The organism is Natronobacterium texcoconense, from assembly GCF_900104065.1.
Classification (GTDB): domain Archaea; phylum Halobacteriota; class Halobacteria; order Halobacteriales; family Natrialbaceae; genus Natronobacterium; species Natronobacterium texcoconense.
The window spans coordinates 63852-84762 of sequence record NZ_FNLC01000003.1 but is presented as its reverse complement, the minus strand read 5'-3'; the positions used below and the strand labels follow the sequence as shown (position 1 = coordinate 84762).

General features: G+C 61.2%; 15 protein-coding genes, 1 tRNA gene and 1 pseudogene. 8 read left to right on the top strand and 9 right to left on the bottom strand.

The window, feature by feature from the left end:
- Positions 1–3: 3 nt before the first annotated feature.
- Positions 4–213, bottom strand: coding sequence for a hypothetical protein (locus BLR35_RS13995; RefSeq protein ID WP_090383176.1), 210 nt, complete (start codon positions 211–213; stop codon positions 4–6).
- Between the two features lie 1040 nt (positions 214–1253).
- Between BLR35_RS13995 and BLR35_RS13990 the strand changes: the two are divergent.
- Positions 1254–1988: pseudogene (locus BLR35_RS13990) on the top strand (transcription initiation factor IIB); the annotation flags it as partial.
- A gap of 97 nt (positions 1989–2085) precedes the next feature.
- Here the strand turns inward: BLR35_RS13990 and BLR35_RS13985 are convergent.
- The 3 genes from BLR35_RS13985 to BLR35_RS13975 form a co-directional block, all read right to left on the bottom strand.
- A complete protein-coding gene (locus BLR35_RS13985; protein ID WP_090383171.1) occupies positions 2086–6114 on the bottom strand; it encodes an LAGLIDADG family homing endonuclease in 4029 nt (1342 codons plus the stop codon).
- Between the two features lie 317 nt (positions 6115–6431).
- On the bottom strand, positions 6432–7652 hold the full coding sequence (locus BLR35_RS13980; RefSeq protein ID WP_090383169.1) for a hypothetical protein: 1221 nt from the start codon (positions 7650–7652) through the stop codon (positions 6432–6434).
- A gap of 71 nt (positions 7653–7723) precedes the next feature.
- A complete protein-coding gene (locus tag BLR35_RS13975; protein WP_090384118.1) occupies positions 7724–9292 on the bottom strand; it encodes an HTTM domain-containing protein in 1569 nt (522 codons plus the stop codon).
- 450 nt (positions 9293–9742) lie between these two features.
- Here BLR35_RS13975 and BLR35_RS13970 point away from each other — a divergent pair, with 450 nt between their 5' ends.
- Positions 9743–10189: a hypothetical protein gene (locus BLR35_RS13970; RefSeq protein ID WP_139169299.1), complete on the top strand. Its 447-nt coding sequence runs from the start codon at positions 9743–9745 to the stop codon at positions 10187–10189.
- Positions 10190–10476: 287 nt separating this feature from the next.
- Here the strand turns inward: BLR35_RS13970 and BLR35_RS13965 are convergent.
- Positions 10477–10549: transfer RNA gene (locus tag BLR35_RS13965), tRNA-Pro, on the bottom strand.
- Between the two features lie 83 nt (positions 10550–10632).
- On the opposite strand from BLR35_RS13965, the gene BLR35_RS13960 reads away from it, so the two are divergent.
- Both BLR35_RS13960 and BLR35_RS13955 read left to right on the top strand, forming a co-directional pair.
- Positions 10633–10890: a pro-sigmaK processing inhibitor BofA family protein gene (locus BLR35_RS13960; RefSeq protein WP_090383163.1), complete on the top strand. Its 258-nt coding sequence runs from the start codon at positions 10633–10635 to the stop codon at positions 10888–10890.
- Between the two features lie 117 nt (positions 10891–11007).
- Positions 11008–11982, top strand: a complete 975-nt coding sequence (locus BLR35_RS13955) for an alpha/beta fold hydrolase (protein WP_090383161.1) — start codon at positions 11008–11010, stop codon at positions 11980–11982.
- A gap of 80 nt (positions 11983–12062) precedes the next feature.
- Here the strand turns inward: BLR35_RS13955 and BLR35_RS13950 are convergent, their stop codons facing one another.
- Entirely contained in the window at positions 12063–14129 is a 2067-nt protein-coding gene (locus tag BLR35_RS13950) for a DEAD/DEAH box helicase (RefSeq protein ID WP_090383159.1), read from the bottom strand.
- A gap of 170 nt (positions 14130–14299) precedes the next feature.
- Between BLR35_RS13950 and BLR35_RS13945 the strand changes: the two genes are divergently transcribed.
- The gene (locus tag BLR35_RS13945) at positions 14300–14812 is read left to right on the top strand and encodes a DUF2062 domain-containing protein (protein WP_090383156.1); all 513 of its coding nucleotides are present in this window, start codon (positions 14300–14302) and stop codon (positions 14810–14812) included.
- A 37-nt stretch (positions 14813–14849) separates the two neighbouring features.
- On the opposite strand, the gene BLR35_RS13940 is transcribed toward BLR35_RS13945, so the two are convergent.
- Together BLR35_RS13940 and BLR35_RS13935 are read right to left on the bottom strand one after the other, a co-directional pair.
- A complete protein-coding gene (locus tag BLR35_RS13940; RefSeq protein WP_090383154.1) occupies positions 14850–15221 on the bottom strand; it encodes a cupin domain-containing protein in 372 nt (123 codons plus the stop codon).
- A gap of 106 nt (positions 15222–15327) precedes the next feature.
- Positions 15328–15522 carry a cold-shock protein gene (locus BLR35_RS13935; RefSeq protein ID WP_005554588.1) on the bottom strand — a complete coding sequence of 65 codons (195 nt, stop codon included), beginning with the start codon at positions 15520–15522 and terminating at the stop codon, positions 15328–15330.
- Between the two features lie 164 nt (positions 15523–15686).
- Here BLR35_RS13935 and BLR35_RS13930 point away from each other — a divergent pair, with 164 nt between their 5' ends.
- From BLR35_RS13930 to BLR35_RS13920, 3 genes are all read left to right on the top strand, one after another.
- Entirely contained in the window at positions 15687–16151 is a 465-nt protein-coding gene (locus BLR35_RS13930; RefSeq protein WP_090383151.1) for an Lrp/AsnC family transcriptional regulator, read from the top strand.
- A gap of 474 nt (positions 16152–16625) precedes the next feature.
- Positions 16626–18122 carry a proton-conducting transporter transmembrane domain-containing protein gene (locus tag BLR35_RS13925; protein ID WP_090383149.1) on the top strand — a complete coding sequence of 499 codons (1497 nt, stop codon included), beginning with the start codon at positions 16626–16628 and terminating at the stop codon, positions 18120–18122.
- The gene (locus BLR35_RS13920) at positions 18119–20542 is read left to right on the top strand and encodes a DUF2309 domain-containing protein (protein ID WP_090383147.1); all 2424 of its coding nucleotides are present in this window, start codon (positions 18119–18121) and stop codon (positions 20540–20542) included. Before BLR35_RS13925 ends, BLR35_RS13920 begins: the two co-directional genes overlap by 4 nt.
- A gap of 108 nt (positions 20543–20650) precedes the next feature.
- On the opposite strand, the gene BLR35_RS13915 is transcribed toward BLR35_RS13920, so the two are convergent.
- Complete coding sequence (locus BLR35_RS13915; RefSeq protein ID WP_090383144.1) at positions 20651–20869, bottom strand: hypothetical protein; 219 nt, start codon at positions 20867–20869, stop codon at positions 20651–20653.
- Positions 20870–20911: the final 42 nt, after the last annotated feature.

Below are 20911 nucleotides of genomic sequence, written 5' to 3'. Positions count from 1 at the left end.
AGATTACCTCGAACGGATGGCCACCTGAACGAAAAACAGGAACATGGCCAAGACGATCATCACCGACAGCAGCCCCCACAACTCTGCCGCGCCGGACGTCCAGGCCGAAGTGTCGACGTCGGACAGGTGCTCAATCGGGATCGGGATTAGGTACGCCGCAAGCAGTGCGGCCACCAAGACCGAGACGATTACCTCAACCGCATGATCCGCCATGTTCACCTGACCACGATTACTTGACGTTAGTTTCCGGGAACACATACCAACAGGTACGGTATCGAGAAATAAAAGCGACAGTACGGGGGTCTGACGGCACTTCGACCTAGCACCACTCGAAGGTTACAAACCAACAATAGGGGGTAACGTAACTAGATACATACTACTGGGGAAAGGCCAGCAGCGACACTCCAATTGGTAGGCAGGTTTGCGAGAATAGCCACAATACCGCTAAGAATACTACCGACAACCGCACCGATTCCCACAATAGGACTGGGGATCACACCGAATCCTTTGCGGTAACTGGCTTGCCGAAAAGATAGTAGGGACTGTTTCACTAAAGGACAGCTACCGATCCCCAGTTAGGGACGGGACAGTAGTAGACATACTATATCTATACTAACGAAACGCTCCGGTTCGTCTCCCTAAGGTCGACTTCTCTTCGGTCCTCCTCCCACCGGGGACCTTCCTTACTGTGGGTATCGGTGCGGTCCCCTTCGGTCGGACCAAGAATCACGGCCCTTACTGCTATCGTAGAGCTGCGACTAGATCTCTGGCTCGGTATTACTCGAGTTGGGCTTAACCCCCTAATCCCCCAGACCACAACTGTATGCGTTTCAGAGAGTCCCTCACGGATTCTCCCTTACTCAAGTGCCTTTGACAGCAACCGTTATTTCAGGTTCCTTCTAGGGGTTCAGGCAAGATTCAAGGTCACTGGGAGAGTATAACCAGTTGAGAACATCTGGTACCCTCCCAGGGTACATTCCTTGAATCGGTTAGCCTTAGATAAGGGTCAGGTCCATTTAAGCGTTTTCTGGGGGCTACAACAGGATATGATCAGAGTTGTCGCCTCGAAAGTCCCCTAGAATTATTTGCTGAGGGTTTGTTGTGACGACCGAACCCCAGACGGCCACGATCCCCGTTCATCCGATGAACGTTGCAAAGGGATATTCCGGTCTGGTATGTGATGGTTCCGTAGTCGATCTCGGCCGAGAGTCCGCGACGTAAGGGATTCGCGTAGGGAAAACCCGTTCAAAGTAAGGACCGGTGCTCCACTGACGCGATCACGACACGATCGCGGACTTTCGACGGAGATCGGCTACGGGAAGGGCTCCGACTCGAGTTACAACTCCCGACTCACCGGTCGCAAGCGCCGCCAGATCGCGCGTCTGCGCCGAGAACACAACCGGGCCAGGATCTCCTCGAAAGCCGAGCGCAACCAGGTCTACGGATTCGCCGAAATCAGGCGCGTCAACTCCCATCTCTCACTTCCCGACTCCGTTCGCGAACAGTCGTGTGCCCTGTTCGAATCCGCCCAGTCAGCCGACCTGCTCCAGGGCCGATCACTCGAGGGGTTCGCCGCTGCAGCTATCTACGCGACCTGTCGAACTCGATCTATCGCCCGAACGGTAGACGAAATCGCCGCCGTCGCGCGTGCCGACTGCGACGAACTACAGGTCGCATACAAGGCCCTCAACCGGGAACTCGGACTACCGACGGGACCGATCGACCCAACCCAGTATCTCCCACGGTACGCCTCGAAACTCGATCTCGGAACCGACGTCGAACGCCGCGCCCGCGAACACGTGACGGCGCTGCTCGAGCAGCGGTTGATCGGCGGTCGCAACCCGAGCGGCGTCGCCGCTGCCTGTCTCTACAAGGCCGCCGGCGAACGCGAAGAGTGGCCCTCGATCACGCAGGCCGCTGCAGCCGAGACAGCAGACGTCGCCCCAGTGACGATCCGATCGACAGTGAGGGATCTCAGGGACCTCTGACTCGAGTCTCTCCCGCTGTCTACGTGGCGTCGACGAAAGTCCGGTAGCTGCCAGTACGTCCTCGACGTCGAGCCATTACAAACCGATTCGTGGTCGACTACGTCGTCCGCAAGTTGTCCGTACTCGGCTCGTAGACCTCGCCTTTCTGTTTGAGCTTGTCGATCTCGTGTTCCGCTTTGGTCTGGTCCATGCCGATTTCTTCGGCTCGTTCCAGAACGATGTCGACCGGCGCCCCGTCGTCGTACTCCTCCTCGATGTCGCTGATAAGCTGTTTGATGTTCTTGATCCGATCGCGCTGTGATTTGGAGGTGCCCGCCTCGACGATGTCCGCGTCGAACTCGCCCGTCTCGGGGTCGACGCCGATATCCTGCAGACACGAACGAACGATCTCGACGGATCGCTCGGCGTCGCGCTGCTCGACCGTATCCGAGAGCCGCACGCGGGCACTCGCTTCCGCGAGTCGAACCAGCGCCTCGAGTTTCCGTGCGGTGACGGGGACAGCAGCGTCCTCGTCCGTTCCTCTGGATCGCAGGTTGACGTAGAAATCCCGGATCGTCTCCTGGGCTTCCTCGGTCATCCGCGGATGGCAGTTCTGCTTCGCGAAGGCGATGTACTTTCGGAGGAGTTCGGCGTCGATCACGGGGTCGACCTGCTCGGTCATCTCCTCGATTTCCCCCTCACTGACGTCGAGGTTGGTCATCTGCTCGCGCTGTGTAGTCAACTCGCCTGCGTAATTGGTAGTGAGGATGTGCTCCGCCAGATTGCGGTCTTTCTCCTCGTCGGGCTGGTCGGTGACCGTGAAGATCAGGTCGAACCGCGAGATGAGCGCCGGCTCGAGGTCGATCTGCTCGCCGATGGGTTCGTACTGGTCGAATCGACCGTACTTGGGGTTTGCCGCGCCGAGCAACGAACAGCGGGACTTGAGGGTGGCGTTGATACCTGCCTTGGAGACGGAGATTTTCTGCTGCTCTAAGGCCTCGTGCATGGCGGAGCGGTCTTCGGAGTTGTGGACGACCATGCCATTAGCGATGAAGTTGTGTGTTCCTTCGACGGTGAGATCGTACACTCGCGGCTGCTCCCGTCGTTTGATCTCTTCTACGAGTGCCGCGATCCGCCGTCGTTTTTCCTCGAACAACTCTTCACAGACGGATCGGACGGTATCGAAGTTGTCGACGTCGACGGCTCCCGAGAACCACCGTGACACGGTCGATCCTGCGACGTCCATCTCTGCGGCAACTTGTTGGAACGAAATACCGTAGCTCTCGAGTCGGTCCCGAAGTTCCTCCCACGTCTCGGCCGGCTCGGTCATTTCGAGCAAGGAATGCGCACACTCACGAACCGAATCGACAGTGGATACGCCGATCTCGTCGGCCAGTTGCTGTTCGAGAACTTTCACCCTGGTATCGGTGTGTTCTCGTGACGCTACCGACCCTACCGCAGTTACACGACGCCACTTTACGTCGCTCTTAATCAACGTTCGAAGCGGATCGAGATCGACCGATGCGGGCGTCGCGAGTAGGTTGCGAAGCCGCTCTCGAACTCGCTCTCGAAGGTCAGTATCGGTGCCCCATCGAGCGGACAACTGCTGCTGTGAAATTGACATTTCTGCAGCCAACTCCCGCTGCGAGACGTGATACTGCTCTCGAAGTTCCGCGAGACGTTCCCACGACGTCTCGGACCCGAGTTCTTCGTAATGATCGCTGGCTGTGGATTTTCTCTCTTCGAACGTCTCGAGTATCGTTTTTGAGAGTCGGAGCGACGCGTTTGCATCCCCGTTTTCGAAGTTACAGTAGGTTGCGTCACTTTCGGGGCCACATTCGGATTGATGTAATCGAAGTGCGCCACGCGCCTGTTCGAACAACTCACCGCACTCGGGCAGTACGTCTAGGATGGTTCGGGTTCCTGTCGTTCGTTCGCAGGCATGTTCCAGCGCACGCTGTTTCCGATCGAGAGTAAACCCGATGTGTCGCTCGAACGCTTCGAGTGACTGATCGGATGTGATCGCGAGTATGAACAAGTCACGTTTACTGCCCCGATCACGTGTCTGAATCTGGCTCGAGATCCCGAACTCGAGCAGGAGCATCTTCGTTCCGAGGAGCAGTTCGTAACTCGAGGAGTGAATTTTGACAGCCCGTTCATCGACTGTCCCCTCGGAATCTGCAAGCGCACGAACGAATGCTGCTTTCGTCTCACGGGATGCGTTCGTTACCTTCTCGGGGAGCCGCTTTCCATCGTAGCTCTCGAGATTCGCACCTGATTCGAGAAGTTCGTCGACGTACTGTTTTCCGTGGACGCGGACTGTTTCGACACCGTCACTTCGTTGCTCGCTTGGATGGCGAACGGCTTGCGTATCGAACGCCTCCGCGCAAGCTTCTTCGAAGTCGCTCAGGAGTTCCGCCTCTTTGTTCGTGAACCGGAATCCGTAGCTCCCGGCTTCTCGATCGTAGAAGATGTTGCCGTCACCGGCGATATAGCCTAAAATCGCCCCGTGAGCGGCGGTTATCTGATCGGTTTTCGAGTCCGTATTGGCGGCTGGAAGGACGCTGACTCCGCCGTCCGTGATCCCCGCTGGAATCTTCTCGGGCACGTACACCCAGTCGCCTTCGTGAAGCTCCCGAGCGTGACGTTCTTCGCGTTTTCCATCCTCCAAAACGAAGAACGGATGGTCTGCAGTAGTCGTTAGCTGTTCGCCACTCTCTAGTTCGACGTTCCAGAGTTCGTCTGGTGCATCGTATTCGTGAATCGCGAGAACATCGCGTTTGACTACGTTCCCATCTTCTGTCATCGTCCAGACGTCTATATTGACGTCTCGGATTGTCCGCCCGTTTTCGAGTTCCTCGATCGAACCCTCGGCCATCGCTTCGTGCGCGAGTTCGCGAATTGGTTCGATTCCGTTCCCGGTATGGACTAGGGTGTCTCCTGTGACACACCGCATCTTGTCGAGCTCGTCGACCGCGGCGATCCCCTGGTCGGCGAGCACGAGCGCACCGGCCTCGAGGGTCCACTGCTGGCCGTCGCCGAAGTCGTCGCGGACGGCGGCGGCCGTGAGACCAGCCGAGGACGAACCCTTACCGGAAGTATAGACCGAGCGGGGGGCGATGTTCTGGATGTAGCCCAGCATCTGCGATTTACCGGTACCCGGGTCCCCGATCAGAAGCATATGCAGGTCGCCACGAATCCTCGAGCCGTCGGGTAACTGTTTCGTGACTCCCGAGAACAACTGGAGGATCATCGCGAGTTTCTCCTGGTCGTAGCCGTAGATCGAGGGTGCGATCGAGCCGATCATCTTCTCGTAGACGTCGTCCCGATTCGAGATCTCGTAGATCTCTTTCTTGTCCTCGTCGGTGATGTTCATGTCCTCGAACTGCTCTTCCTCGATCTCGACGGACATCCCCTCCATGTAGAAGTCGAAGACTGGAGACTTGTCCTGGCCGTCGCCCTGTTGCTCGAGCCGGAGGACGCCGGTGGCGGAGACGTGGTCGCCGGGCGTCACTTCGCCGGTGATGTCGTCCTCGACGTGGACGTCCAGCGACTGGGGCGTCTCGCCGCCGCGCAGTCCTTCGGGACTCTCCTGGATGCGGAGTTTCTGGGAGTCGACGAACTCGGACTGGTCGAAGTTGACCTGGAACGGCCCCTGTCGTTCACAGCCCTGGCACTCGTGGGGTTCCTGGAAGTCGCCGCTCGATTGTGGTACGCGAGTGAGGGTACCACAGAGCTGGCACTCGAAGGCGGCTTCTTCGATCTTCGGGCGGACGTCGGTGGCTTTCCGGACGATCCCTCGCACCTGAATGAGGGCGTTCATGTCGCGGGCGCGGATCTCGCGAATCTCGGGCGACTCGGTTTCGGGGAGGTTCCGGACCCGGACGTGGGCCTGGCCGAGGCTGACGTCGATCGGGAGGTCGTACAGCCGGAGGGCTTCTTCGGCGTACCGCTGGAGCTGTTCGGGCTGGTTCAGAAAGTCGTCCGCGAGGTCGGGATCGAACCGGTAGAGGTCCTGCCAGTCGACGTGGAGCGACCGCTGTTCGTTGGGGTACTGCTGCGCAAGCTGCTTGATCTCGTTGTCGTAGTAGTTGCGGAAGAACTGCTCGAACGAGTCGACGAGTTCTGAATTTCCCGCTTGCGCCATTGCACTGTGATAGGGTCGCCATGGCGTATAAATGTGGGCAAAGCGGGGCGAAACTGGTTCCGTCGACGAAGTTCGAGCCGATCGACACTCGTCGCACTCGGGAACGAGTGACCAGGAATGAAATCCGGGCCACGTCGGAGACGCACACGCCGGGATCCCTGTCGTCCCTGTCGTCCTCCGCGTGGCCGCGTTCTTACTTTATCATCCAGGTGTATGTATATATTCCCTATGCGTTTTGGCCGACATCATCGTTGGCTGGACTCCCGTTCGTAGCTCGAGCGACCAGTCGGAATCGAGCGGCGAAACCGATGTTCGATTCAGTTCTCGAGGATCAGCCCTCGCCGAACCGCGATTCCCACGACGATCAGTCCGATACCCGCCACGAGCAAGACCACAGATTGGACGGTGAGTGCATCCAGGACGCCCGAAACGATGCCGAGCGCGAAGTCGGTCATCGCTGCTGGTGCGTCTCCACCGGCAAGCAGTGACTCGAGTTGGTCACCTGCGAAGTAGGCACCGGCGACGCCTGCTGTTCCGACGAGCGTCGAAACGAACCCGGTCGAGATGGCTGCAGTGGACGGCGACGATAGCCACGCCATCAGGCCGACGATACCGAGGGTTACGAGGGGTAACGCGATCGCCAGCAGACTCACTATGGAGACGACTTCCTGTCCCATCTCGAGGGGTTCCATCGCGTCGTCGTCCATATCCTCGGTCAGGTCGATCTTGTCCTCGTTCTCGAGTTCGTCCTCGATGGCAGCGACGAGTGCGTTTCCGAACTCCTCTTTCGCCGACTCGACTTCGACGACGTACTCGTCGTATTCGATTTCGCCCGTGAGTGCGTCGATCCGCGCCGTCATCAGCGCGTGTGCGGGCTCTTCGATATCTGCGTCGTCGTCTATCTGATGGAACTCCTGCTGGAGTCGTTCGTCGCGTTCGGTGTAGAGTTCCATGCGGATCGATTCCATTCGCTCGTCGAGTTCTTCGTCGCTCACCTCGCGATCCCCGTCGCCCTGCATCCGCTCCTTTTGTTCCTCTCTGAACTCCTCGCGATGCTGGTCGAACTGCTCCTCGCTCGCTGCCATCTCCTCGATCTCTTCACCCTGCGGGAAACCGGCGTCGCGGAGGTCGGGGTCAGCCATCTCGTCCTCGAGTTCGTCGATCACGTTCTGGCTGATCCCATCGAGATCGATCTCGAGACGAAGTTCGTCGGTCTCTCCGTGGAGGAACGCATACAACCGGTCGATGTTTTCCTCGCCCTGGGTCTGAATCTCTTCTTCGGTCACTGCCGTCTGAACGATGTCCCCGTGCGAGCTACCTGCCGCTACACCGCTACTGCTGGCCGGTGTGCTCTGCTGGGCACTCCCCTGAATCTCTTCTGCCAGCACGGCGTAGAGTCCTTCCTCTTCGGCGGTGTCCTTGACGAACTCGCTGTCGAGGACGGTTCGGTCGGTTGCGACGACGAGATTCGCCGAGAGCAACGCGATGACGAGTACGATTCCGAGAACGGCTAACAACAGCTTGGTCCCTGCCCCCATACATACGGGACGTGATACGACCCTCTTAAATCTCATTGCCGCTTCGCCGTCGAAATCTCACCGCAACGGACTCAACAGGAGCGCTCGATGACCGTGTAGTGCGTCGAATCTTCCTCGTACTCGCCCTCGAGTGGCTGGGGCTGGTTGAACCGGTAGATGATCACCCGGTCGACCTCGTCGTCGCCATACTCCTCTATAGCCTGCTCGCAGGCCCAGTCAGCGTAACTCGTCGCGATGATCCCCTCCGAGTCGCCCCAGCCGGAATCACGGACGCTCTCCAGATACTTCCGCTCCCGGAAGTCCTCGTACTCCTGGGACGCATCCGGCGGTCTGTCGGCCGTGATATTTTCGTCACCGAACGCCCCGACCGACGATCTGTCTTCCAGCCGGGCTTCAGTGCCGTACCAGTCGTACGATTCGGAGGGGTCGGGCGCGTACAGTCCCCACCGCTGTTCGTTGAGATGTGGCGAGTTGATCTCGTCGGGGACGTCGTAACTGGAGACGTGGGCCGCACCGAAGAGCAGTATCCAGGCGAGTACGAGAGCGCCGGCAATCGTCAGAAACGATCGGCCGTAGTCGGTGACGAACGAGGCGACGTCGTCGCGTCCACGTTGCCTGAGTGTCTCGAGCACACGCCACTCGAGCGGTGGCCGTCCGACGGGACCCAGCCACGACGTTCGTGGCTGCCAGTGAGCCACTCGAGCCGGGACCAGCCGCTCGAGTGCGTCCCAGAACTGCGTCGGCAGGAACGGCAGCACCGCGGCCGCGAGGACGAACGGAAACAGCCCGACCGAAAACGACAGCAACAACCCGGCGAACGCGCCGAGATAGGCGAAGACGACCGGCACGCGAAGCCACCCTCGAGTCAGCAGGAGAAACGCCGCCGAACCCGCAAGCAGGGTGACCCACGCCCAGTTGAGGGCCTCGAGCAGTCCGGGGTACGCGCCGAGATGGTTCCCCAGAAAGATCGTCATCGCGTCGTCGGTGATCGCGACCCCGATTCCTTCGCCGGCGTACCACCGTTCGCCCTCGTGTTTGAGAATCGCGTTCTGGGTGAAGACGACGATTGGCTGAGCGAGCAACGCGGCCGTTCCGAACCCGACGACGGTCCGCCGGGCCGAGCCGCGACGGAGTGCGTCGACCGACCAGCGTTCGCCGAGCGGTGTCACCAGCGCCACGAAGAGCAGGACGCGAAACAGCCGGTCCGCACCGTTGAGTACGGCGGGATTTCGGGCGTGCAACGAGAACAGCAAGACGAGCGAGACGAACCCGACCAGCCGCGTCCGATACCCCAGGATCAACGCGACCGCGAACAGGCCGGCGATCGCGAACAGCAACTGCTGGAACCACAGTTCGCCGGAGGCCGCGTGCAGGGAGAGACCAGTGTACCGCCCGTAGGTGCTCTCGTAGGCCGCCAGCGGGTAGACGCCAGCGTCCGTGTAGAACACCTCGAGCGACCCCGCCCGGTGGAACAGATCCAGCAGGATGATCGTTCCCAGTGCGATCCGGAGGGCGGCGAGTGCGCGAGTGTCGATTTCGAGGCGGGCTCGAGCGTGACGGCGGAGGGTTTCGAGACCCTGCCAGAGCCGATCGTGGAGTTCGGTTGTCCGACTGTGATCCTGTCGTTGGGTCCTAGTCATGTGTTTCGCGTTCGCGACGCTCGTCCGACGATGATCGTCGGCTCGTGACCGTCGCCGCGACCTGGAGGGCAGGTTAGTACCGAGTGCTAACGACGGCAGCATAAGTCTTGTCGCTGATACGTCGTCGCCGATCGAATCGTCCAGTAGGGACAGTAGAGCGGTTCGGGTTAGGTAGCGACTCGAGTAGCGGCCGTCAAACGCGAGGCTTCTGGGAAATGCTCGTCTGGATCGTATTTCTTCGAGAGTGCCCACAGGAATCTCTGGGGAAAAATATAGCCTTCAGGACGAGGGACGTCACTGGATCGTTGTTGTTCGCGAGTTTGCTCACGGCAGAACCCTCGATGATCGATCGCTACCGCTCGGAAAACACCGCCCGATATGACTATAGTACATCTCCATCAGAATAGAGAAGTATTAAAATAATCCAATTACTATATTATTTGTAGGGTTATGGGCGATATAACATCTGGGAATAGTAATTCAAAATTGTGGAGTAGGTTGACAATTCCGGCAGTGGTAGGCGTACTGATAATTGGTTCACTCATGGGGACTGGTGTTGCTGCTCCCGCAATCGGTGGATTCTCCGAGACTATCAGTATCACCACTGGTGACGTCGAGCAAACACCCTCGGATTTAGAAATAGAGGACGTCTCCTACGAGGGACCCGGAAATAATGTCGACGAAGTCGTTCTCACGATCGGAAACACGAACGAAGACGATGCAATCACTGCCGACGTCGATATTTGGTTGCTGGACGGCGAAGAGAATATCGTCGCTGAGGGCAGCACGAACGAGTCGTTCGACGCGGATACGTCGGGCCAGGAAGTCGTGATCGATATCGACCGAATAAACCGGAACGACTACACGACGAACGACATCCTCATCGAGGAAGTCTGAGTTACCGTTTCGCTTCCTGAAGCCGACTTGTTCGACAACGCTGGTTCACACGGGATGGGGCAGTCTCGATTCCACTGGGTGTCGTTGCTGGAGTCGACGCCTTTCGACGTACACGACGACTCTATCAGATTGCTGCTGCTCACGTATTTGTTCGCGACAGAATGAATGGGATCGCCCGGATTTGAACCACGCCCGAGAACCTGCGCTTCGCGCAGAACCTCGGTCTAGTTCAAATCGACCGATCGTTATGAATTCGTCGCTCACGAGTTTGTTCGCGACAGAATGAATGGGATCGCCCGGATTTGAACCGGGGTCACGGGCACCCAAGGCCCGAAGTATACCAGGCTAACCCACGATCCCGTACCCCCCACTTCTGGGTGGATAGCATAAAGGGTTTCGTTCCGTGCCGAACGGTTTTGGTCGTCGACAGCGTACAGTCGAGTATGGTTACAGGACTCGAGATCATCCTACTGGTCCTCGTTCTCGCCGCCGTTCTCGGTGCCTCTACGATCATTCAGACGGTTCGGCCGTTCATCGTCAACGCGGTCGTCGGCCTGCTCGTGTTGTTCCTCGCTCAGGCCGTCTTCGGTCTTTCGGTCGCAGTAACACCGATTGTACTCGTCATCGTCGCGCTCGGCGGCGTCCCGGGGTCGTTGCTCGTCATCTTGCTGTCTCTTTTCGGCGTTGCATTCGTTCCCTGAACTGCAGTTTTCTCCCCCCATCCGCTCATCACGGAGAACGGTCGACACCACCGAAATCTGGAATGAGTGTTACTCTCTACCAGAATAACTAAGGCGCTCGAGAGAACTCGCTCCGGTATGGCGACCGACGAACAACTCCCGCGAGGCGAGTCGCTGTCTCCCGACGACTGGCCGACAGCAGCGGAACGACGGTACGCCGACCTCCAGGAGGCGCTTGCCGACGAGCACGGTCTCGAGGTCGAGTCACGGGTCGTCCAGACGGACGCCGCCGGCCGGGTACACTACCTCGAGGCTGGTGATCCGGACGGAGACCCCGTCCTCCTGCTACACGGGAGTTCGACGACCGGCGCGACGTGGCTGCCGATGATTCCGGCACTCGCGGACGACTACCGCGTGATCCTCCCCGACAGGCCGGGGCGCGGGCTGTCCGCGACGCCGAGCTATCGCGACCGTCACCTTCGGTCGTTCCTCGCGACGTATCTGGTCGAATTGCTGGACGAACTGAACGTGGATCGTCCGCACGTCGTCGGCAACTCGCTGGGCGGCCTCCAGGCGTTCTTCCTCGAACTCGACCACGACCGCGTGGACCGGCTCTGTCTCGTCGGCGGTCCTGGCGGGCTCACGAGGGACTTTCCAGTGGTCTGGCGGCTTCTGACAGTGCGGGGAGTCAACCGCCTCCTTCTCTGGCTGATGGGACGTGGTGACCCCATCGAGAGCGCGAAAAGCCGGATCGAACAGTTCATCGTCAAGGACGACTCGGCTATCTCGGAGACCTACTACGAACTTATAGCGGCGAACGGTGAGATACCGGGCAACGAGAAGAGTCAGCGATCGTACTCCACGATGGCCGGCTCCTTCGGTCGGATGGATCCCATTTTCGACATTCGCGAGGAAGTGGTCACCATCGACCGGCCGACGTGTTTCGTCTGGGGGACTGCTGACGCGCTGTTCGACCCCGAAGTCGGCCAGCCAGTCGCAAAACGGATGCCCGAGGCGTCGTTTCACGTCCTCGAGGGTTGCGGCCACGTTCCGTTCCTGGAACCGGGTGACGAGACGGCAACGATCGTTCGAGAATTTCTGGACGGCGACTAGTGGCGGTCCAAGACTGAACTGATGCGTCGAATCCAGCGGTGTGGTTCGATTCGACGCATCAGTCGACGGTTGGAACGGTACTAGAGGTCCGTGTCCCGGAGTTCGATGTCGGCCACGAGTTCGTAGGGATGGGCGTCCTTCCGGATCCCGTCGAGTAGCATGAACGCCTCGCTGGGATCGAGGAAGTGTTCGGTCACGACGCGACCGAGCGGCGTCGGCTCGAAGCCGTCGATGAAGTCGTGCTGCAGGAGTTTTCCGACGGCGTGTTTGGTCGGAATCTCGCCGAGCATCCGGTCGTTGAGCGACTTGGCGGCCTTGCCGCCGACCGTGACGTTCGCGAGCGTCTCCTCGATGGCTGCTGCCTCGTCGTACTCGGTCATCACCGGTTCCATCTCCCCCTTGAGTAGCTTGAAGGCGACTTCGTCTTCGGTCCCCTCCATCGAGTTGTGGTACGCGCAGTCGGGTTCGACGAGGACGTACACCTTCCCCTTGTCGTGGTAATCGGGTCGACCTGCACGGCCGAGCATCTGGTGGAACTCCTGGACCGAGAGCCACTCGATTCCCATGGCAAGCGAGTCGAAGACGACCTGCGAGGCCGGGAAGTCGACACCGGCAGCCAGCGCAGCGGTGGTCACGACCGCCGCGAGATCCTGATCACCGAACTGCCGTTCGACCTTCTTCCGGCGCTTGTAGTCCAGGCCGGCGTGATAGGGTGCAGAGGAGTACTCGAGTTTCCGCGAAATCTCGTGACATCGCCTGCGGGAGTTGGTGAAGATGATCGTCTGGCCGCGATACCCCTTCGAGGACTCGGTGTCGAACTCGCGTCGGACGAGTTTGTTCTCGATGCGGACCTTCTCCTGGCCGCTGGCGAAGGTGACGTGACGTTCGATGGGAACTGGACGTTCTTCGAACTCGATGAGTTTCGACTCGAGCACGCCCGCCAGCTGTTCGGGGTTGCCGACGGTCGCGGAGAGGTAGACCCACTGTGCGCCCCCGTAGTCGTCACGTCGTTTGGCTCGCTGTTCGCAGGCGTACTTGAGCCGCGAAATCAGTCCGTCGAGGCGGTGGCCACGTCCTTCCTCCTTGAGCGTGTGGACCTCGTCGATGACGACGGTGCCGATGTCGCCCATCTCCTTGCCAGTCCGGAGGGCGTGGTCGATCCCCTCGTAGGTGCCGACGATGACGTCGGCGTTCGGGTCGAACCGCTCGCCCTCGTCGGCGATTCGGCTCGCACCGACGCGGATGGAGACGTCGACGAGGTGGCCGTACTCGTCCTGGAAGTCCTCGTACTTCTGGTTCGCGAGCGCGACCAGTGGGACGAGAAAGAGCATCGTCCCCTTGCCGTTCAGGACGCGATTGATGCCGGCCATCTCGCCGACGAGCGTCTTCCCCGTCGCCGTCGCGGAGACGACCAATTGATCGTCGCCATCAAAGAGACCGTGATCGACCGAGAGGCTCTGGACCGGAAGCAGCGTCTCGAACCGGTCTTCGAGCAGGTTCTGTAATCCCGGATGCAGGTTCAACGAGTCCACCCGGACGGGATCGACCTCGTCGGTCGTCGCCGAGATCGTATCGAACTTCGTCAGGTCGGGATCGAGCTGTCCCTGCAGCAGGTTGACGATCCGCTGGAGATCCTGCACCTCGAGCATCAGTTCCTCGAGACGTTCTTTCGCCGATCCCGTTACTTCGCCGCCGCCGCTGTAGGTGAGCTGGCGCTCGAGTTCCTGGCGAGCGCAGTCCCGGCAGATCCAGTCCTCGTCGTCTTTGACCGCGGTGTCGGTCGTGACTGGCGAGTATCGACCCGCAGAAGCACAGTAGCGGCAGGTCCGGACGGTCTTTGCCTTGTCCTCGAGCTGGTAGCCCGCGAGCATCTCCATGAATTCCTCGCGTGCGGCGGGCGAGGTCTGTTCGGAGATGCGAATCCGTTTCGCGAGTCGTGCGAGTTCGACGAACTCGTCGGGCTGGCGAGGTTCCTCGCTCGAGCCCTGTTTCAGCCGGAACTTCGCGGGCCGTGGGCCAGCGGACGTCTCGGAGAGGACGACCCGTGCCCGGAACAGCCGCTCGCCGTCTCGCTTGACGACCACCAGGTAGTCGTCGCCCGTCTCGTGGCAGAATATCGTTTCGACCTCCTGAACCTGCTGCGACACGATACCGGATAGACCGTTAGCGTACTTGAGCGATTCGGACTCGGGTTACGGTCGCCGGGCTGTCACCGTACGACGAACCGCTCCGAGAACTGACAACTGCGTGCCACAGTCCCTCGGGTTTTCCTCTCTCCTACGTTTTAATTACCCGTAACGGGAAGTGAACACTCGTTATGAGTAGGGCTCGATTCGGTCGATACGCCGATCGGATCCGCGACGACCTTCACGAGGCGTTCAGGGAGGATTCTACGCCGCGCGAGCTCGCCGGGAGCTTCGCCGTAGGCGCGTTCGTCACGATGTTGCCGACACTCGGGGCTGGGCTCCTGTTGTTCGTGGCGATCGGATACGCCGTCAGCTGGGTGAGCAAACTCGCCCTGTTCGCATCGGTACTCGTGTTCAATCCCGTGGTGAAGTGGGGCGTCTACGTCGCGAGCTTCGCGGTCGGCGTGTTCCTGTTAGGCCCCGTCGACGGCGTCTCGATGACTGGCGCCTCCTTCAGCGCCGGCCCCGAAATCGTTCTGCGTCTGCTCGTCGGGAACCTCATTCTGGCGGCGGTCGCGACGGTCGTGAGCTACGTCGTCGTTTACCGTCTTGCGGCTCGATATCAGTCGACCGAGGTCGCAGAAGTGATCGACGAGGCGGTCGAGGAACTCGTCACGAAGGCTCAGGAGTCCCGCTCGGAGTAGTCCGAGCTTCTCGCCAGTGGTCGATCCGAGCCGAAACTCACTCGAGCAGTTCGATCTCGTCGTCGCCGTTCGGCACCGCACAGAGGAAGGCACCGGGTCCGCCGCTCTCGTTGCGGTACCAGTGGACCGTGCCGGCGGGGATCAGCAGCGAGTCGCCGGCCGCGACCTCGTACTCCTCGCCCTCGATACCGACGGTGTACTCGCCTTCGAGAACGTACTGTTCGTGCTCGACCTCGTTGGTGTGTTCCGGTACCTCGGCGCCGACCTCGAGAACGAACCGTCGGATCGCGAAGTTCGGCGCGCCGTGGTCTTCGTTTATCAGGACGCCCTTCTCGAGGCCGTCGGCGGCGTCGACGGACTCGTACTCGATCTCGTCGCTCGCGCGGATCAGTGGATCGGGATTGGACATAGTCTCAGATCGGCAACGCAGCTACTAAAACCCCGACGAACGGCAGAGCCGTCGCTCAGGGGCGTGAAATACTGCAGTCAAGTGCCGATACCGTACGAATTCCGCCTTACAGGCGCTCGACGTTCGTCGCGCGCGGGCCCTTGGGGGCCTGCTCGATGTCGAACTCGAGTTCCTGACCTTCTTCCAGGTCCGGGCCGCCGATGTCTTCCATGTGGAAGAACACGTCGTCGTCCGCGTCCTCAGTCTCGATGAATCCGTAGCCGCCAGTGTCGTTGAAGAAATCAACGGTTCCTTTCGCCATTGCCTCTAAAGAGAACGGACGGAGACGTATAAACGCTCCGGGTCGTGACGACGCGCGAGATACGGCTACTCGAGCGGAATACGGGCGAACGCGCTCGGGAACGCCACGTATTCGTCCGGTCGGACAGCCGAAGCCCCTTATATTTCCCACAGTAAACGGAACGTATGACCGAGTACGATCTCGACGCGGTCGATCGTGAGATCCTCTACGCGCTCCAGCAGGAGGCCAGGAACCTCTCGTCCGGCGACATCGCCGAACGGACAGAGGCCTCCTCGAGCACCGTTCGAAAGCGCATCCAGCGCCTGGAGTCCGAGGGGATCATCAAGAGCTACAGTGCCGACATCGACTACACGAAGTCAGGGTATCCGATTCGCATGCTCCTGTTCTGTACCGCTGCGATTCCCGAGCGCGGGGACTACATCGAGGAGGCCCTGGAGATTCCGGGGGTCATCTCGGTCCAGGAACTGGTCACCGGCGAGGAGAACCTTCTCGTGACTGCCGTCGGCGAGACCGACCGGGACATCACGCCGGTTGCACAGGAACTGTCGGATCTCGGGTTGACGATCACTGACGAGGTGCTTGTCCGCAGCCACGAGGCGACTACGTTCGACGAGTTCTCCGACGAGTAGCCGTCGATCGACCGCGGATCGACTCGAGCGGCGTCGACTCGATCACCACGAACTGATCGACCTGCACCGTCTTCGTGACGGATCGTTCGATTTCCTCGCAATACTCGCCACATCGTTCGCGTTTAGCAGCGTTTTTAACTAATTGATCTGTACCTCGATTCAGTGAACGTCGAGTCGTCGAACTCGGTTCCGCGCAGGTGGGAACGGACAGCTTTGCCGTCTTCGTCCGCGTCCGGAACTCGCGAACGGGTGATAGGAATCGCCCGACTTCGGGACGACTTTCCCCTGGTGTGAGAGCACGAACCATTGACCAGGTTGATCTTCGCGGGACTGAATAACGAACGTTTTGTTCGAACCAGTGGATATAATAACTGCCTTGTTCAAGTAGCGTGCAGAAACGACCAGATCGGTCACGCTGGCTGCGGCGTGCTGTCGGTCCTATCGCCCGGCCTGGTCGCACGACGAAATCGAAGCATGTCAGACGAAACGAGTTCACAGGATCGCGTACAGCTCTCCGAAACGTCGACGCCGCCGCATTCGTGGGTGCCGCGGGCGTCGACCTGGTCGGTCTGGACGCTCTTTTGCGCCAGCCTCGTGGTGCTCGCGCTCACTGCCTTCCGTGGCTACCAGTGGGGCGTTCCCGGCGTCTTCGTGGTCGACGGGCTGACGACGGTCATGTGGGTTGTGGTCACCTTCTTCAGCGGCATCGTCCACAGCTACTCGCGACGCTACATGGCCGGCGACCGGGGCGTAGAGCGGTTCTTCGCCACCGTGTTCGCGTTCACGCTCGTGGTCATGACGCTGACCGCGGCGGACCACGTCGCCCTGTTCGCGACGGCGTGGCTGGCGATGGGACTGCTGATGGCCTCGCTGATCGGCCACGACCGCCGCTGGAAGCAGGCCCAGATCGCCGGTCGGCTCGCCGCGGCGTACTTCCTCGCGAGCACGGCGTTGCTCGCAGGCGCGCTCGGCCTGCTGGTCTGGACGACCGGGTCGACCTCGATCACTGGAGTTCTCGGGGCGCTCGAGGCCGTCCCGACGACGATTGGGTTCGTCGCGGTCGGCGGCATCTTCTTCGCCGCGATCGTCCAGTCGGCGTTGTTCCCGTTCCATGGCTGGTTGCTGTCCTCGATGACGGCGCCGACGCCCGCCTCGGCGCTGATGCACGCCGGGTTCGTGAACGCGGGCGGCATCCTGCTGACCCGGTTCGCGCCGCTTGTCGGCACCGAACTCGCCGTCATGTCGCTGATCGTCATCGTCGGCGCGTTCAGCGCTCTGCTCGGCCAGGCGATGGTACTCGTTCAGACCGACGTCAAACGCAAACTCGGTAGCTCGACGCTCGCCCAGATGGGGTTTATGATCATGCAGTGTGGTCTCGGCTTTTTCTCGGCCGCGATCGCTCACCTCATCCTGCACGGCTGCTACAAGGCGTATCTCTTCCTCTCGTCGGGCGCGTCCGTCGAACACACCGCGCCCAAACGTGGGTCTCACACCAACCTCGGCTTCTCGGGCGCCGCTGTCAGTCTCCTCACCGCCGTCGGCGGTGGCGCGCTCTTCATGGTTCTCACCGGCAAGCTGTCGGGGCTGTCCGTGACGCTCGATAGCGGCATCGTGCTGACGCTGGTCGTCGTGCTGACGACGCTGACCGCGGCTCGAGACATCCTCCACCGGACGACGCTGCCCTCGTCGGTCAGGCTCGTCAGCGTCCCGGCAGTCGTCCTCACCGCGATCGGTGCCTACGCCGTCACGTTCAACGCCGTTTCGACGATGCTCGCGAGCGTGCCGATGACCTACGCCCCGACCGAACTGACGGTCGCTCACTACCTCGTCGTCGCCGCGTTCGTCGGCGCCTACCTCGCGACGGAACTCGGCTGGCACCGCTCGAGCGAGCGCCTCTACGTCACACTGCTGAACCTCTCGCAACCGGCTCCTGCGACCGTGCTCACCACCAAGGAGGAATACGACCAATGACCCAAGCCCACGAGAAGACGTTCCAGGACCGGATCACCGACAGCATCGACCGTGCGTCCGATCGCATCGGGTCGGTCTGGCCGCTACACTCCTTCGTCACCGCCAACCCCCTCTCGGGGTTCGAGGACCGGCCGTTCCACGAGGCCGTCGCGGAGGGAGAACGGCTGTTCGGCGGCCGCGGCTACCCCCGACCCGCGATCTTCCGTCGCGCCTGGGAGGAGGACCGGATCGACCCCGACCTACTGCGCGAGGAACTCGCCGCCCACGGGATCGACGACGATCCGGAGACGCTGCTCGCGGAACTGGCCGACCGCGAGACCGACCGCGGCCGCGACGTCGACGACGCGACCGAGACGGTCGACCGCGTGCTCTCGAAGTGGCTCGCGGCCTTCCTCGATCAGGGACAGGCCGCCTGGCCGATGCCGAACCGCGAGGACGGGTTCTACGCCGCCTGGCGCTCCGTAGCGGCCCACGACGGCGACGTACCCTGCGACGACGCCGACGAACTGCCCGAGACGGCGATGGACGCACTGGAGGAGACCCTCGAGGAGTATCCTAACTCCCGCTGGGACGACGTTCTCGAGCACCACCTCGCCGCACTGCCCGGCTGGACCGGGTTCATCAAGCAGCGATCGGACGACGACGGCGCCGACCCGTGGCAGTCGGCGTACCCGATCACGCTAGTGGAGTATCTGGGTGTGCGACTGGTGCTTTGTGATATGCTGGACGCGCCGATCACGCCCGAAAACGCCGACGTGAGCGACGACGACACTGGCGCAACCGCTGACGACGACGTCCCTCTCGAGGAAATCTGGCTGTCGGCTTGGGAGCAAAGCTACCGTCGCCGGCTCCTCGCGGACGTCGACGAAACCGTCACCGAGTCGTCACACGGCGACGGCGAACGCCCGGACGCGCAACTCGTCTTCTGTATCGACACGCGCTCGGAGATCATCCGCCGACACGTCGAGCGGCAGGGCAACTACGAGACTCACGGCTACGCCGGCTTCTTCGGCATCCCGATGCAGTACGAGGGCTACGACTCGGACGCCGTCACCGACGCCTGCCCGCCGATCGTCGAGGCCCAGCACCTGATCGCCGACGAACCCGAGACCGACCACGGCGAACACGCGACGACTCACGATCAGTGGCACGGGCTGGTGCACGCGACCCGGAAACACTTCAAGCGTCTCAAGACCAACGTCGTCGCCGCGTTCCCGTTCGTCGAAGGGGGCGGCGGCGCCTACGGCTCGGCGCTGGCGGCACGGACGCTCGCCCCGTCCGCGCTCTACAAACTCGGCGATGCCGTCGACGAGCGCGTCCCGAGCCCCCACGAGTTCTGTTCCCCGACGCTCGAGTACCCGCGAATGAGCCACGACGAGAAGGTCGAGTACGCACAGTCTGCCTTCGAACTGATGGGGTGGACGGAGTTTGCCCGCCTGGTCGTCTTCGCGGGCCACGCGAGTCACACGACGAACAACCCGTTCGACTCGAGTCTCGACTGTGGCGCCTGTGCCGGCAACCCCGGCGGCCCGAACGCACGCGTGCTCGCAAAAATCTGTAACGACGAGAGCGTCAAGACCGAACTCCGCCAGCGCGGGTTTTCAATCCCCGAGGACACGGTCTTCGTCGGAGCCGAACACAACACGACGACCGACGAGATCACCCTCTTCGACGGCGACGTTCCCGAGAGCCACCGCGAGGACCTCGAGCAACTGCGAGCGGACCTCGACGCTGCTCGAGCCGGTGCAGCCGCCGAGCGCAGCGAGACGCTGACCGGCGCGGACCCCGACGACCCCATCCGCGAGACGGCTCGCCGCGCGGTCGACTGGGGTGAGACCCGACCCGAGTGGGGGCTGGCCGGCAACGCCTCCTTCGTCATCGGCCCGCGCGAACTGACCGACGACGAAGACCTCTCGGGACGGGCGTTCCTCCACTCCTACGACTGGACGACCGACCCCGACGGCGACGCACTCGAGTTGATCATGGCGGGGCCGCTCGTGGTCACCCAGTGGATCAACAACCAGTACTACTTCGCAACCGTGGACAACGGCGTCTACGGTAGCGGCTCGAAGGTCACCCAGAACCCGGTCGGCAACGTCGGCGTCGTCCAGGGCAACGGCGGCGACCTGATGACCGGCCTCCCGCTACAGTCGCTGAAAGCCGCCGACGACGAACCGTACCATCAGCCGCTTCGCCTGACCGCAGTGATCCACGCGCCAGTCGAGCGCGTGACCGAGATTCTCCGGAAACACCTCGAGGTCGAACGCCTCGTCGACAACGGCTGGATAGGCAACCTGACCGTCGTCGACCCCACCCAGGACAACCAGATGTTCCACTACCAGGGCGACCTCGAGTGGGAGCCGCCGGCACAGCCGGCGACACCGCAGCAACGGGTCGGCACCGCCGTGACCTCGGACTGATTCCCGACTCGAGGGCTTTCGGGCGATTATATAGTAACAACTACAACGATTTACACACTGATCGCACAGCTGTCGTGCGATCAGGTGTGCAGTGACTTGCAGTGGCTACTATAGCTCTTCGAGATCCTCGAGATGGTGGACTGCCACGGAGACGAAGTACACGAGCATAAACAGGGTGAAGCCGATCACGAGCCCGACGAGTTCTCGAGTGCCGATGCCGGCCGGCGCGACCACGGTGAGCACGGCCAGTCCGACGACGAAGATCGTGATCGTGAACGCGCCGACAGCGTAGTAAAAGCCGACGTCGGACTCGAAACGGTTCCGCATAGTCGATCGTTTCGCCACGAGTGACAAAACGATACCGACCTC

Bases quoted from the DNA above. Each gene is read 5' to 3' on its own strand.
- BLR35_RS13975 (WP_090384118.1), bottom strand. From the start codon at position 9,292: ATGACTAGGACCCAACGACAGGATCACAGTCGGACAACCGAACTCCAC.
- BLR35_RS13955 (WP_090383161.1), top strand. From the start codon at position 11,008: ATGGCGACCGACGAACAACTCCCGCGAGGCGAGTCGCTGTCTCCCGAC.
- BLR35_RS13920 (WP_090383147.1), top strand. From the start codon at position 18,119: ATGACCCAAGCCCACGAGAAGACGTTCCAGGACCGGATCACCGACAGC.
- BLR35_RS13960 (WP_090383163.1), top strand. From the start codon at position 10,633: ATGGTTACAGGACTCGAGATCATCCTACTGGTCCTCGTTCTCGCCGCC.
- BLR35_RS13925 (WP_090383149.1), top strand. From the start codon at position 16,626: ATGTCAGACGAAACGAGTTCACAGGATCGCGTACAGCTCTCCGAAACG.
- BLR35_RS13945 (WP_090383156.1), top strand. From the start codon at position 14,300: ATGAGTAGGGCTCGATTCGGTCGATACGCCGATCGGATCCGCGACGAC.
- BLR35_RS13970 (WP_139169299.1), top strand. From the start codon at position 9,743: ATGGGCGATATAACATCTGGGAATAGTAATTCAAAATTGTGGAGTAGG.
- BLR35_RS13985 (WP_090383171.1), bottom strand. From the start codon at position 6,114: ATGGCGCAAGCGGGAAATTCAGAACTCGTCGACTCGTTCGAGCAGTTC.
- BLR35_RS13980 (WP_090383169.1), bottom strand. From the start codon at position 7,652: ATGGGGGCAGGGACCAAGCTGTTGTTAGCCGTTCTCGGAATCGTACTC.
- BLR35_RS13915 (WP_090383144.1), bottom strand. From the start codon at position 20,869: ATGCGGAACCGTTTCGAGTCCGACGTCGGCTTTTACTACGCTGTCGGC.
- BLR35_RS13935 (WP_005554588.1), bottom strand. From the start codon at position 15,522: ATGGCGAAAGGAACCGTTGATTTCTTCAACGACACTGGCGGCTACGGA.
- BLR35_RS13995 (WP_090383176.1), bottom strand. From the start codon at position 213: ATGGCGGATCATGCGGTTGAGGTAATCGTCTCGGTCTTGGTGGCCGCA.
- BLR35_RS13940 (WP_090383154.1), bottom strand. From the start codon at position 15,221: ATGTCCAATCCCGATCCACTGATCCGCGCGAGCGACGAGATCGAGTAC.
- BLR35_RS13930 (WP_090383151.1), top strand. From the start codon at position 15,687: ATGACCGAGTACGATCTCGACGCGGTCGATCGTGAGATCCTCTACGCG.